The organism is Rhodococcus sp. IEGM 1241 (genome assembly GCF_033142365.1).
Taxonomy (GTDB): Bacteria; Actinomycetota; Actinomycetes; order Mycobacteriales; family Mycobacteriaceae; genus Rhodococcus_F; species Rhodococcus_F erythropolis.
In genome coordinates, this window is sequence record NZ_JAWLSE010000002.1 from 403559 (window position 1) to 417859 (window position 14301).

At 65.4% G+C, this 14301-nt stretch carries 7 protein-coding genes and 1 tRNA gene; 4 read left to right on the plus strand and 4 right to left on the minus strand.

Annotation, left to right across the window (positions count from 1 at the left end; all coding sequences use genetic code 11):
* Window positions 1–23: 23 nt before the first annotated feature.
* Window positions 24–245, minus strand: a complete 222-nt coding sequence (locus R4P70_RS11535; RefSeq protein WP_007733292.1) for a DUF3618 domain-containing protein — start codon at window positions 243–245, stop codon at window positions 24–26.
* Window positions 246–390: 145 nt separating this feature from the next.
* On the opposite strand from R4P70_RS11535, the gene bcp reads away from it, so the two are divergent.
* Entirely contained in the window at window positions 391–864 is a 474-nt protein-coding gene (gene bcp, locus R4P70_RS11540) for a thioredoxin-dependent thiol peroxidase (RefSeq protein ID WP_019749140.1), read from the plus strand.
* Here the strand turns inward: bcp and R4P70_RS11545 are convergent.
* Entirely contained in the window at window positions 861–2210 is a 1350-nt protein-coding gene (locus tag R4P70_RS11545; protein WP_317830833.1) for a dipeptidase, read from the minus strand. The genes bcp and R4P70_RS11545 overlap by 4 nt on opposite strands.
* A gap of 290 nt (window positions 2211–2500) precedes the next feature.
* Between R4P70_RS11545 and R4P70_RS11550 the strand changes: the two genes are divergently transcribed.
* On the plus strand, window positions 2501–3202 hold the full coding sequence (locus tag R4P70_RS11550) for a TetR family transcriptional regulator (RefSeq protein WP_019749142.1): 702 nt from the start codon (window positions 2501–2503) through the stop codon (window positions 3200–3202).
* A 58-nt stretch (window positions 3203–3260) separates the two neighbouring features.
* Here R4P70_RS11550 and R4P70_RS11555 read toward each other — a convergent pair whose 3' ends face one another.
* Window positions 3261–3659 carry a holo-ACP synthase gene (locus tag R4P70_RS11555; protein WP_042446143.1) on the minus strand — a complete coding sequence of 133 codons (399 nt, stop codon included), beginning with the start codon at window positions 3657–3659 and terminating at the stop codon, window positions 3261–3263.
* Between the two features lie 10 nt (window positions 3660–3669).
* On the minus strand, window positions 3670–12981 hold the full coding sequence (locus tag R4P70_RS11560) for a polyketide synthase (RefSeq protein WP_317830835.1): 9312 nt from the start codon (window positions 12979–12981) through the stop codon (window positions 3670–3672).
* 419 nt (window positions 12982–13400) lie between these two features.
* Here R4P70_RS11560 and R4P70_RS11565 point away from each other — a divergent pair, with 419 nt between their 5' ends.
* Window positions 13401–14117, plus strand: coding sequence for a hypothetical protein (locus R4P70_RS11565; RefSeq protein ID WP_317830836.1), 717 nt, complete (start codon window positions 13401–13403; stop codon window positions 14115–14117).
* Window positions 14118–14190: 73 nt separating this feature from the next.
* Window positions 14191–14272 (plus strand) — tRNA-Leu (locus R4P70_RS11570).
* The last annotated feature ends 29 nt before the right edge of the window (window positions 14273–14301 follow it).

Genomic DNA, 14301 nt, shown 5'->3' on the forward strand with positions numbered 1-14301 from the left:
TGTTCTGTCTTCGACAACTCGGGTCAGCGAATGATCTTCCGGACCACGAGTATTCCCACCACTGAACCGACTGCGATCAGCGCGTACTTCACTGCCGGCTCGTTGAGCTTGGCGAGCACCGTCTTCTTGGTGTTCTCGACCAGCCGCTTCGGGTTGGTGCGGACCGTCAGTTCGTCGAGTGTGCTCGCGAGCTGGTTACGCGCCTTCTCGATCTCGCGTTCGATGCTCTCGGTGTCCCTGGGCACGTGTCCTCCAACTTGTCTGTGTTCTGCTGCTCTGTGTGCGGGTCTGCTGTGCGGACGCAGCGCGCCGACACTTCGCTCTACCGTAGAGGAGCAGAATGCCCTCGCGCCCACCTGCCGCGCAATTTCTCGACTAACCTCGATTCCCGTGACCGAGAACAGTAGATTGTCCGCCGGCGACGTAGCGCCGGATTTCACGCTCCCAGACGCCGACGGCAACGAGGTTTCGCTTCACGATTACCGCGGCCGCAAGGTCATCGTGTACTTCTACCCCGCGGCCAGCACCCCGGGGTGCACCAAGCAGGCCTGCGACTTCCGCGACAGCCTCGCCGAATTGAACGGTGCCGGGCTGGAGGTCGTCGGAATCTCGCCGGACAAGCCAGCAAAACTCGCGAAGTTCCGCGATACCGAAGAGCTGACCTTCCCGCTGCTCTCCGACCCCGAGAAGGCGACGCTCGAAGCCTGGGGCGCATTCGGTGAGAAGAAGATGTACGGCAAGACGGTCCAGGGCGTCATCCGCTCGACGTTCCTCGTCGACGAGGAAGGCAAGATCGAGGTGGCCCAGTACAACGTCCGGGCCACCGGCCACGTCGCCAAGCTACGACGCGATCTGTCGGTCTAACTCCCGTACCTGCTCAAGAACAGCGCCTCCGCGAAAGCGAGATTCTCGATCTCCGACGGGTCGACGCTTTCGTCAGGTGCATGAATGCGGCACTGCGGTTCCTCGACGCCGATCAACGCGATCTCCGCGTCGGGGAACTGCTCGGCCAACGCACTGCACAGCGGAATCGATCCCCCTTGGCCGGCAAACCCCACTTCGCGGCCGTAGGCATCGGTCAGCGCAGACTTCAGCTGCGCGAATCCCGTTCCTTCCGTCGAGGACGAGAACGGTGATCCCGTCGATTCCGGTACGACCTCGATGTGGACGCCCCACGGCGCCGCTGCGCGGAGGTGGTCAGTCAACAACTTCTGTGCCTGCGCCGGATCCGTGCCAGGCGGGACACGAAGATTCAGGCGTGCGGATGCGCGGGGCGTGATCGCCGCCGCCGAACCCACGACCGGCGGGCAGTCGATACCCAGGATGGTCAGCGCCGGACGAGCCCACACCTGCTCGGCGACCGAACCGGAACCAGTCAGCTGCACCCCTTCGAGCACCCCGGCGTCGGAGCGGAACTGATCGCCGTCATAACTGACACCCGCCCATTCCTGGTCGTTGGTCAAGCCTTCGACAGTGGTGTTTCCGGCGCCGTCGTGCAGCGTCGAGAGAATGTGCACCAGCGCGGTGATCGCATCGGGCGCCGGTCCACCGAAGACACCGGAGTGAATCTCACCCTCGAGCGTCGACACGTGGACCACAACGTTCGCGATCCCGCGCAATGACGTCGTGATCGTCGGCTCCCCCACCTCGGTGTTGCCGGTATCGGCGATCAGGATCATGTCGGCCGCAAAAAGTTCGGGCCGCTCTCGCACCAGATCCTCGAGACCGCCAGTGCCCATCTCCTCGGATCCTTCGGCGACGATCGTCAGATGTGCGCTCGGATCCACACCTGCTGCGGCGAGCGCTCGCAGAGCTGTCAGATGCATGACGACGTTGCCCTTGCAGTCCGAAGCGCCGCGTCCGTACCACCGTCCACCCCGCTCGGTGAGCGTGAAAGGCGGCGAGCCCCAGAGCTCTTCGTTTCCGGGCGGCTGAACGTCGTAGTGGCAGTACAGCAGAACCGTCGGAGCACCGCCTGGACCTGGTCGACGACCGACGACGGCGGCCGAGCCGTCGGGGGTCTCGATCGCCTCGATATCGGCGAAACCCTGATCGCGGAATGCCTCCAGGACCCAATGTGCCGCGGCCGCGCATTCTTCCGGCGGGTACTGCCGTGCATCTGCGACGGACTTCATCGCCACAAGTGCACTCAGATCCTCATGGGCACGCGGCATGAGTTCACGTACCGCGGTTCGCAGTTCTTCCGTCATCGTCTCCCTCTCCTCGGCATCGAACCTCGGTGTGCCCGAAGAATCTCAGTGTGCCCGAATCGGGCGTAGGGAGTCGGCAGGATCGCCGTTGCGCCACACCGCGCAGCAACCTCTTCAGCTACTGGACAGGTGGTCACCTAGTATCGAGGTGTGGCAACAGCATCGGGACTCGTGTGCGCGCACCTGCGCGGTGCGTTTCGACCGATCACGACCGCCGAAGTAGGTGGCCGATGACACCGGATAATGCACAAGTCCCAAATTCGACAGAAAACACCGATAGCCTGGAAGACGTGCAGCCCACGACTCGTAACCGCGCGCGGCGACGAGTCGACCCAGCACTGGAGAATCCTCAGAGCCTCGAAGAACCGCAGGAACTGCTGCCGCGCAAGCGTCCGACGCAAGAGCGCAGCCAGCGTAAATTCGACGCACTCCTGGCAGCGTCACGGGAACTCCTCACCGATGTCGGTTTCGAATCGTTCACCTGCGAAGAGGTCGCGGCACGTGCTGACGTCCCGATCGGGACGCTCTACCAATTCTTCGCGAACAAGTACGTCATAGTGTGCGAATTGAACCGTCAGGACCTCGTCGGGGTCCAGCACGAGCTTGCGCAGTTCGGCGGCGAAGTACCGTCACTCGACTGGTTGCGGTTCCTGAACAGTTTCGTCGATCACATGGCCGGACTGTGGACGTCGGATCCGTCGCGCCGCGAGGTCTGGCTGGCGATGCAGTCGACGCCGTCCACGCGGGCCACCGGAGTCATTCACGAAAAGCAATTCGCCGAGACCGTAGCGAAAATGCTCGGTCCGTTGACGCCTCGTACGCGGCGAGATCGTCGCCTGATGATGGCGGAAGTTCTTGTCCACGTGGTGTATTCGATGCTCAATTTCTCGGTTCAGGACGGTCAGTCGCATGCCGACGCCGTCGCCGAACTGAAAAGGTTGATGATCGCGTATCTCCTCGTCGCCGAGAAGGAATCCCGCACGAAGGACTAGTCGAACGCCAACGAGCCGGTCTCCCCTTGGGAGACCGGCTCTTTCGTGTCCGGCAGTGCTACTCCGGGTCGGATTCGATGACCGCGAAAGCGCCCGCCATGTCCCCGTCGTGGGTGAGCGAGATATGAATCTTCACTCCGGTGAGGTGTTTGGCCACGTCACCGCGAAGCCGGATGCCGGGGCGCCCCCAGGCGTCCGAGACGACCTCGATCTGATTGTGGATCATTTCCCCCAGCACCGGTGGGCCGGCGAAGAGAGCAGTTGACCATGCCTTGATCACTGCTTCCTTCGCAGCCCACCGGGCGGCGAAATGTCGTGCCGGTTCGGTGCTCCGGGTAACGGCGTCTCGACGCTCGCCCGGTGTGAAGTTGTCGAGCATTGCCGTTCCCGGCCTGTTCAATTGCTCGGCGAACTCCGACACCGTCACGAGGTCGAAGCCGATACCCAGAACTCCCATACCGTGATTATTACTTGCAGCCGGGCAGATTCGAGCGGTACACCAGATCTGCGCCGAGTCGTGCGTCCTCGCTCAGCAGCATGTCCGCTTCGAGCTGACGCGACGCCTTGGCCGGCGTTCCGTCGGCACCGAGGCGACGATCCGCCGGGCGCTCGTAGAGGCTGTCGCCACCGCACATCGCCTTGGCGAGGCGACGCTGACCGTCGATCGTCCGCTGCTGGGCCGCAGCAACATAGGCGTCACGCTTGTCGGCCGGAACCGACTCGACGAATGCCTGCGGGTGCACGACTGCGATCAGGCCGGAGACGTGACCGAAGCCGAGGCTGGTCAGCAGGCCGGCACGCAGCGGAAGCTGATCACCGAACTTGAGCGGCTGACGTGCCCACACGAGGTGCTCGAACTCGGCCATCTTGTCGTCGACGCAGTCGAGGCTGCGGTTCGGCGGGACGATACCCTGGCTCAGTACCTGGCAGAGCCCGATCAGCTGGAAGGCTGCGGCACCACCCTTGGCGTGACCGGTCAGGCTCTTCTGCGAGACCACGAACATGGGCGCACCTTCACTGCGTCCCAATGCCCCGGCGAGGCGCTCGTGCAGCTCTGCCTCGTTGGGATCGTTGGCGGCAGTGGAGGTGTCGTGCTTGGAGATCACGGCGATGTCGTCGGCGCTCACGCCGAGTGCGTTGAGCGAGAGTGCGAGCTGCGAATCCGCTCCCCCACGTCCGGCGCCCAGTGCTCCGAGTCCCGGTGCCGGGATCGAGGTGTGGACACCGTCGGCGAACGATCCGGCCCAGGCGACCACACCGAGGACGGGAAGGCCCATCTCGAGTGCCAGGTCACCGCGAGCGAGGAGAATCGTTCCGCCACCGGCCGACTCGACGAATCCGCCGCGGCGACGATCGTTGGCCCGCGAGAAGCGGCGATCCTCGATGCCCTTGGCATGCATGTCCTCGGTCTTGGCAGTGGCCGACATGTCGCCGAAGCCGATGATGCCTTCCGTGCTCAGATCGTCGAACCCGCCGGCAACAACCAACTGCGCCTTGCCGAGTCGGATCTTGTCGACGCCTTCTTCGACGGATACCGCTGCCGTGGCGCAGGCGGCGACGGGGTGAACCATCGCGCCGTAACCGCCGACGTACGACTGAACGACGTGCGCCGCAATGACGTTCGGCAGCGCTTCCTGCAGGATGTCGTTCGGACGGTTCTCGCCGAGCAGCGTGTCGATGTACAGGCTCCTCATGGAGGTCATGCCGCCCATGCCGGTGCCCTGCGTGTTGGCGACCAGGCTCGGGTGTACCCAGCGGAGCAGTTCGCTCGGAGTGAAGCCGCCGGTGAGGAAGGCGTCCACCGTTGCGACGATGTTCCAGAGGCCGACGCGGTCGACCGAATCTGCCATGTCGGCGGGGATGCCCCACTTGGTGACGTCGAAGTTGGTCGGAATCTGACCGCCCACACTACGAGTCAGCTTCATCTTGCGCGGGACGCGGATCTCGGTGCCTGCGCGGCGGGTGACCGTCCAGTCGCCGGACTCGGCGGAAACCGTCGCCGTCGTGTTCTCCGGATCGGATTCGACGAAGGCCTGAGCCTCTGCCTCACTGCCGACCACGAAGCTCAGATCCTTGTCCAGGAACACGGAGGTGAGCAGCGGAGCGGTGTTGTCGATCATCGCGCCCTCGTCGACGTAACGACGGATGCCGCAACGCTCGACGACTGCGTCGTGGTACTTGTCGGCGATTTCCGCCTCGGGTACCAGGTCACCGGATTCGACGTCGTACCAGCCCGGCTTGGGGTCGTTCTCCCAGACGATGAGTCCGGTGTTCCACGCCAATTCGAGAACGCCTGCGGCAGAGAGCTGCTCGTCGACCTCCATCTCGAAGCGGGTACGCGAGGAACCGTAGGGTCCGAGCTCTCCGGCACCCACGATGACCACGAGGTCCGCGGGGGTGACGTCCAGTTCGGGCCAGCTCGGAGCCTTGACCGAGTCGTCGATGCGAGCCGGCGCGGGCAGCGCCAGGATGCTGGACTCGTCCACTGCTTCGTCGACAGCTTCGGCGATCTCGGCCACCTCGGCAGCTTCCTTGGCCAGTGCGGCGAGGTCGAGGTTCGCCTCGGCGAGCCCACCGGTCAGGTCGACCTCGAGCGGAGCCTCGGCAGCAGCGCGCCGCGACTCGCGGGTTGCCGTCTTCAGCAGTTGGGTCGCCATCTCCTGGGTGGACCAGGTGCGGACGCCCGCAGCTTCGACTGCGTCGACGATGGGATCGTTGTGACCCATGAGTCCGGTTCCGCGAACCCAACCGATGACCGCGTGTGCCAACGTGACCCGCTCGGCCCAGTTCCGCTCGGCCTTCCAGCGGTTGACCACGGCGATCAGCGAAGCCTTGGCCTCACCGTAAGCACCGTCGCCGCCGAACGTTCCGCGGTTCGGCGAACCGGGCAGCACTACGTGCAGGTGCGTGTCGACATCGCTGTCGTAACCGATCTTCGACAGACCGCCGATGAGGCGCTCCACCGACCAGAGCAGCACGCGCATTTCCATTTCGGCGCGAGCGCCGGCGTCGGAGAGTTCGCCGCCGACACGCGGAGCTGCGAACGGGAAGAGCATCGTCGGCGTCATGGCCGGCTTGATGAGCTTCTTTGCGCCGCCTGCATTCTCGGTGGCCTCGTTGCCGATCCAGTCGATCAGTGCGTCGACGTCGGTGTACGACGCCATGTTCGCGGGAACCACCCAGAGGGCGGCACCGGCGCGAGCGTTCTCGCGGTACAGGTCGCGGTAGAAGCCCAAACGCTGACCGTCGAGTCGTGAGGTGGTCACGAATACCGTTGCGCCACCGGCAAGGAGCTTGCCCGTGACCGCTGCCGCGATGGAACCCTTGCTGGCGCCGGTCACTACTGCGACCTCGCCTGCCCACTCGGGTGCGTCGGATTCTGTCGTCACGGCTGCATCAACGATGCGGGTGTAGACCTCGGCGAGCGCCGTGCGGCCCTCGTCGGTTGCACGGGTGGCCCACCACTTGGCCTGTGCGGCGACGGTGGAACCGGCACCGATGAAGTTCTCGACCGACAACGCGGTGTCACCGAGCCAAATACGAGCGAGATCCTCACGCGCACTTGCCCAACGGTCGTCGAGCAGCACGGCCTTCTGTGCGTCGAATGCCGGAGCAACCAGACGCGGCCAGTCGGAGCCGAGTTCAGCCGAGACCAGGTCGACCAGTTCGGTGTCCTCGACCGTCGCGACTGCCGCTTCTTCGTTCAGTCCGAGCTGCTCGAGCACCAGGCGTGCAGCCGAGGCCAGAACGCCGTTGCGCCCGGTGATGTTCTCGGTGAACTCACCCAGGGCGGCTGCGTCGACGGTTCCGCCGCTTCCGCCACCGGTGGCCGGCAACGAGACACTGACTCCGCGTGCAGAGCCGACCGAGGCAACTGCGCTGTCGATGACTGCGTCGACCGCTGCGGCGTCGGCCAGTGCGCCGGAGCTCAGGCCACCGAGGTCGCCGCCGCGGATGCTGGCGCCGTCACGGGTGCCGAGAGCCACTGCTGCGGTGACGTGGTGCGCCCAGCCGTCGCCCAGTTCCCAGACCTTCTTGACGCGGTCGGCGATGTAGCCGGGACGCTTGCCCGAGGGGCCGAAGACCTTGCGCAGGTGATCGTTGATCGAATCGGAGAGCACCGGTCCGAACGGCTTGTACGTACGGGCGAGCTTGTCGACGGTTGCTCCCAAGGAGCCCATGTCGGCATCCGCGGCACCGTCGATGGCGCCGAGAGACAGCTCGGAGCCGAGGTCGACCAGAAGCTGGTTACGACGCGAGGAGACGCCGTCGCACAGTGCCTCGATCGTGTCGGCGGGGCCGACCTGATCGGGACGGAGCTTGGTCCACAGGCTGATCAGGACCTTCGTGGCGTCGGGCGCCTTGAAGGTGAGGTCGTCCGGACGCGGTCCACCCGAAGGTGCGGCCGGCGCAGCAGCTGCAACCGGAGCAGCGGCCGCGGCAACCGGAGCAGCCTGCGCGGCAGGCGCTTCGATCTCGTCGTCGTCATCGACGGCGGGGTCGACGTCGGTGCCGTAGACGATCGCAGCTTCGCGCTCGACGTTGAGAACCTCGACCGGGTAGCCGAAGCGGCCCGGCAGCTTGAGGGTCTGCGACGCGAGGTTCGCAACGGTCGGGGCAGCGCCGAGACCGATCTCGACGAAGCGTTCGACCCCGAGTCCACCTTCGGACTCGTCGCCGAAGAGCAGGTCCTGCGTCTCGATCCAACGGACCGGGCTGGCGAACTGCCAAGCCAGCAGCTCGATCAGGATGATGCGGGACAACTCGTGAGTGCGCGTTGCGTAGCTGTCGAAGTCTGCGAGGACTTCCTGCAGCGGCTCGGACGGCACCAGGTCGGCGATTTCCTGAACGAAGTCACGACGCAGCGAGAACGGCTTCGGAACCAGGTTCGGGATGTAGCGGCCGATCAGGATGTCCGGATCGATGTCGTGCGGGAGCAAGTCCTGCAGGCACACGCGGAAGTCCGCCACGCCGCCACGAAGGACGGTGGAGTGGAACGGCACGTCGATGCCGGGAACCTGGATGTATGCCCGCTTGCCACCGAATTCTGCTCGGCGACGGTCGATTTCGACCTCGAGTGCGTCGAGACCGGCTACCGAACCGGCGATGGCGTACTGGCTGCCGCGCAGGTTCAGGTTGACGATTTCGAGGAACTCACCGGAGGTCTCGGCGACACCGGCGACGAAGCCCTGCACGTCGTCGTCGGAAACACCGATCTGCGACGGGCGAATAGCAGCCATGCGGTAGTCGGAGCGTCCGGCTTCGTCACGGGGAACGAGCTGGTGCATGGCGGAGCCACGCTGGAAGACGACCTCGAGAAGTGCTTCGAGCGGGAAAACCTCGGCGACAGCAGCGAGTGCGTTGTACTCACCGACCGAGTGACCGGCCAGAAGGGAATCCTCGATGAAGGTTCCGGATTCGCGCAGCTCGGCAACCTGGGCAACACCGAGAACGGCCATGGCCACCTGGGTGAACTGAGTCAGGTGCAGGACACCGTCAGGATGCTTGTGCTCGACACCGCGCGCCTTGACGGTCACCGGGTTGTCGCGCACGACAGCGAGAATCGAGAATCCGAGCGCCTTGCGGGTGTGCTTGTCCGCACGCTCCCAGACGTCGCGGGCGGCCTTGGAGCGTGCACGAGCGTCGAGGCCCATGCCCGGGCGCTGGATGCCCTGGCCGGGGAAGGCGTAGACGGTCTTCGGTGCGGCAGTGCGGCCGGTGGCGACCATCACCAGTTCGCCGTCGATGCGGCAGCCGACCTCGACGATTTCTGCGCCCTGGTCGATGCCGACACGGTCGACGCGGACGTCGATCTCGGCGCCGGGGCGAACCATCCCGAGGAAGCGGGCGGTCCAGGCGGTCAGGCGGCGCGGCGGGACGCGGGTCTCGGCCGGGTCGACTGCGGTGACTACCTGCTGCGCTGCGGCGGAGAGCCACATGCCGTGCACGATCGGGGTTCCGAGGCCGGCCAGCAGAGCGGCGTTGTCGGAGGTGTGAATCGGGTTGTGGTCACCGGAAACCTGAGCGAACGCGCCCATGCTGACCGGCGCGAGGATCTTCGCGTCACGGCGACGACGACGCGAGGTGTCGACAGCCGCATCGCTGATCGATCCACCGGCGCGAGCCGGGTCGGCGAGTTCGCCAGCGCCGGTGCGTCCGCGGATCGCGAAACGCTCGGCCATGGTGACGACTGCGGGGGCGTCGAGGCCCTCGCCGAGCATGGCACCGACCTCGACCTTGACCTCGACGACGCGACCGAGGTCGGTGTCGAGAACCGAGGCGACCTCGGCATTGACCACGAGAATGCTTGTCTCGGAGGGAAGTTCACCGACAAAGTCGACGGTGTGGTCGAGGTGGACCAGGTCGAGCATGCCTTCGATAACGGAAAGACTGTCGAGCTTGGCTGCGCCGAGGACTGCGAACACTGCAGGCCAGCATGCTCCGACGACGACGTCCGGAACAGCCTTGCCGCTGACACTGAGCGTGGTGGGCAGACCCGAACCGGTGACACCGGCGTGATCGGCGATGCGATCGGGAACCCACGCGACGTTGAGGCGGGCCTTTCCGTTCTTGACTGTCGGAAGTTCCTGTCCGGCAGCAACTGCCAGCAGCGCGGACATCGCACCCTCGGCGTCTGCCTCGGTGACAACCGGAGCGCCGCCGTCTACGACGGACTCGGGGATGGTGATCGTGATGTCGACCGACTTGTCTGCCACCAACGGAACCGAGAGCAGCACGTGCGAGGAATCGACGACGGTCAAGCTGGACCCCGTGGTGCCGTGAACTGCCTTGTCGGCAGACTCTGCGTTCCACTCGTCGAGGTCGCCGAGGCGACGGACGGGGTTCTGGGTCAGGCGGCCGGCCCACTGGAGGTCGGGAGCGGAGAGGACGGCGTCGAGAAGTCCAGGTGCGGAATCCTGGTGGCGACGGCTCGCGAGTGCAACCGGAGCGGCTCCGGCAGCAACCAATTCGTCGTAGGTCGCCTTCTCGAAGCGATCGAGCAGGTCACCGACCGGCTCGTCGACACGGGTGATGCCCGCGACGGCGACGGTGCCGGGGATGACACAAACCTGATCGGCGGTGTAGCGGGGATCGTGTGCCTGCCACAGGGAGTCGCTGCGCCACCAACGGCGAACGTCACCGTCGACGACGGGAACGAAGTTGACCGGCTTGCCCGGCGTCTTGCACAACGAGGTGAAGAACGAGACGTCTGCGGGATGCAGAACCGTCGTCGAGTAGTCCGGGTACGACGCCTGCAGTGCGCAGATCGCAGCCTCGGGGCGCTCGAGGGTCTCGGCGTCGCCGAACAGTGTGGGGATCGGGCCACGGTCGACCGGGTGCAGACGCGCCTCGGTGCGCTGGAGCATCTCGCCGAAGCGAGCACGCCAGGTGATGTCGAGCCACGGGCTCGAGGTCGCCTCGACGATGGCGTCCTGAAGATCTGCGCCGCAATCGAATTCCTTCGCCGCGTCGATGCCGACGGTCAGCTCGAGGTAGCGGCGCAGCCACTGTGCGTACGTCATGGTCTCGACGTCGCCGAAGTACGGCTTGGCGGTGACGTCGAGGGCGGCGATGATCTCGTCGCGGCGCTCGGCCACTGCCTCGGAATCGCCGGCAACCTCGTCGAGGAGGCGTCCGGTGCGCGAAGCCGCGTTGTCGATCTCGTGAATGTCGGCACCGAGCTGGCTACGGCCAGAGGCCATTCCGCCTTCGGCGGTACCGGCACCGACCCAATCCGGTGTTCCGGGCGTGTCGACGAGGAGCTGCTTGACCTCGGGAGAGGTGGTGGCCTCGAGAGTCGCCATGGCTGCCGTGCCGACCAGGATGCCGTCGACGGGCATGGCCGGGAAACCGGCTGCGGCAGACCAGCGACCGGTGAGGTAATCGGCTGCGCGCTCGGGTGTTCCGATGCCGCCGCCGACGCAGATGACCAAGTTCGGACGTGTACGCAGCTCGGCGTACGTGTCGAGGAGCAGGTCGTCGAGGTCTTCCCACGAGTGGTGTCCGCCGGCGCGGCCGCCTTCGATGTGGACGATGACCGGGAAGTTCGGAACCTCGTTGGCGATGCGGATCACGGAGCGGATCTGCGCCACGGTGCCGGGCTTGAACGCGATGTTGGTGATGCCGATCTCGGACAGCTCGTCGATGAGGGCAACGGCCTCTTCGAGTTCCGGGATACCGGCGGTGACGATGACGCCGTCGATGGGAGCGCCGGCAGTACGGGCACGCTGCACAAGGCGCTTGCCACCGAGCTGCAGCTTCCACAGGTACGGGTCGAGGAACAGGGAGTTGAACTGGACCGCACGGCCCGGCTCGAGCAGCATCTTCAGCTCTGCGACACGGTCTTCGAAGATTTCCTCGGTGACCTGTCCGCCACCGGCGAGCTCAGCCCAGTGACCGGCATTGGCTGCCGCGGCAACGATCTTGGCGTCGACCGTCGTCGGCGTCATGCCTGCGAGCAGGATGGGTGAACGACCGGTCAGCTTCGTGAACGCCGTCTCGACGCCGATGCGGCCACCGGGAAGCGAAACAGGCTTCGGCGCGAATTCGCTCCACGAACGTGAGACCTCAGGCGCAGCACCGGGGGTGAGCAGATTGCGGTGTCCGCCGCGGGTGGCGGCGGCGATGATGCCGATGCCCTGCCCACGCAGCGAAGAGGACGTCATACGGGTCAGCTGATCGCTGGGCCCGAGATCGAGAATCCACTTGGCGCCGGCGGAGATTGCGCCGTCGACAGCCTCGACCCAGTCGACCGGATCGACGAGGACACCCTGTGCAAGTTCACGCGCACGGTCGGCATCGAGACCGCAACGGGTTGCCCAGCTGCCGACAAGTTCGACGGCCTCGGCCAATGCTGGGTGATGGAAGCCGATTTCGGTGTCGAGCGGATCGAAGGACGGAGCGAAGACGGAACCGCCACGCTTCTTGCCCTCTCGCTCGCGAGCTTCTTCGGCTTCGATCTGCTCGCAACGCTCTTGCACGCGTGCCAGCTGAGCGGGCGGTCCGGCGAGAACGACGCGGCGACGGCCGTTGCGAATGGCGAGAACAGCCGCGCGTTCGGGGGCAACACCCTCGGCAAGCTCGGCGACGATGGCGGCGAGACGCTCGGGATCGACGCCCGAGACCGCAACCATCGGCTTCGCGGAGGCGCCGGCGATGACGCCGCGGCGACGGCCGACCAAGCTGGCAGCAGCACCGACGAGCTGTGCGACGGCGAGAAGTTCACCGTCGTCGTTGCCCTGCGCGGCTACGGCAGCGGTGGCCAGCAGGCCCTGCGAGTGGCCGATGACGGCAGCAGGCGGGTTACCGGCTACATCCAGACCCTGAGCGGAGAGTGCACGCAACGCCGCAAGCTGCGTGAGGAAGACGCCGGGGAGTGACACCGGAGCTGCGGTGAGCGCGGCAGCGGAAGGCCCGGCCGACTTCTCACCTTCTTCTTCGTCGACGATCTCGGCTTCGAGCATCCACGCGATCGGATCGAATCCGACCGGGCGAACCACGAGGAGATCCTGTGCGACGGGCGCGAGGCGTGCGGCTGCGTCATTGACCAGATCGGTCAGAACGGGCTCCAGGCCGTTGTCACGGCTGAGCTCCTCGAGCGAGGTGAGCCAGGGAGCGCCCTGTCCACCGAAAGCGATTGCGTAGGAAACGCCGTTGTTCAGCGAATCGACGAGGGCACCTTTGCTGGTCGTGCGGGACTGTCCCCCATCGACGCCGAAACGGCGTCCACCCTTCGAGTCGCGTCCGTTTCCTGTAGGTGTCGTGTCATCGATCGTCACGCGTACGTCCTCTCCTGGTCACCTCTGCGGCGAGGTGGGATTTGCGGTGTGCTGCCCGGCTGAAGTGCTCGCGAATTCGTCGAGAGAATCGACGGAGTCAGGGCGTTCGTGCAAGACAAGGTTTACACAGAATCATGAGGATTTCCTCACGTTTGTCGGCACCCTGGAAATCTGGACTTTCGAGGCCGTGATCTTCCTCACGAGACTTCGAGAAAGTGACTCGCGAGTAGGTCGCGAACGCCCTGCCTGGGACTGTTACCGGGATTTTCAGAAACCTGAGGAACCCCTCATATTTATTGTTACCAATTCGTGACCTCCTTGACGGACGGTCGATCCCGTGCGTTCCGGGCCACCATCTGTCGGACCCCCTCGCTACGTTCAGCGCGTCCACACCGGACGACTTCTCGGGGGGAGAAATCATGAAAGACACAGACGTAGTCAGAGCGGCCGAATTCATCGGCGCCGAGCTTCCGCGCGAGGCGTGGCCGCATTGGAATCAGGGATGGCCGCGCGAGTCCGAAGCCGCCCTTCTCGACGCGATCTTCTCGTCGCGCGCCGCCTACGGAACACCGAAGACCGGAGTCCGCGCCGTCGTCGACCGTTGGCGCACACACCGCTCGGTAGCCGCAGGCGAACACCTCGACAGCTTGTCCGCTCTCGCCGCCTTCACCGACCGTGGCGACGAGCTCGCAACGATTCTCGGCAATCGCCAGCGCGTGCCGGGCAACTACTTCACCAAAGCCGAAGGCGCGGCTCGTGCGGCCAAAGCGCTCGCCGACGCCGGTTGCCGGTGCGGTGCCGACGTCGAGGACACCGAAGGCCTCCGTTCGGCAGTCGTCTCCGTTCCGGGCCTGGGCCCCAGGACCTTCGAGACGCTGGTGTTCCTGTCCGGGAAGTTGACGGCAACTTCGATAGATCTACTTGCACGGTTCGCCACCGCAGCAAGCAGTAGTGAGGAATTGTTGTCGAGCACCGACGCAGCCGAGTTGCTAGTTGCGGTTGCCGAACATCTCGATGTCGATGTTCCAACACTCACCCACGCTGCGTGGCGATATCAACGCACGGCCGAGCAACCGCGCCGGTCGAAGAAATCCACCACGCCGCCCGCAGCGGATCCACTCGCCGAAACGGCCTGAGAGCGGGCGGGCGCATCCCGACCAGGGTGGTGTGCCCGCGAGCGATTCCACTCGCGTATCCTTTGAATTCCGCGCGCGAGTGGCGGAATTGGCAGACGCGCTGGATTTAGGTTCCAGTGTCTCAGGACGTGGGGGTTCAAGTCCCCCCTCGCGCACAACGAAAAGCCCCGCCGGATCAGATCCG

What these genes read in the sequence shown, in the direction of transcription:
- R4P70_RS11545 (WP_317830833.1), bottom strand. Translation starts at nt 2,210, where the DNA reads ATGACGGAAGAACTGCGAACCGCGGTACGTGAACTCATGCCGCGTGCC.
- R4P70_RS11555 (WP_042446143.1), bottom strand. Translation starts at nt 3,659, where the DNA reads ATGGGAGTTCTGGGTATCGGCTTCGACCTCGTGACGGTGTCGGAGTTC.
- R4P70_RS11565 (WP_317830836.1), top strand. Translation starts at nt 13,401, where the DNA reads ATGAAAGACACAGACGTAGTCAGAGCGGCCGAATTCATCGGCGCCGAG.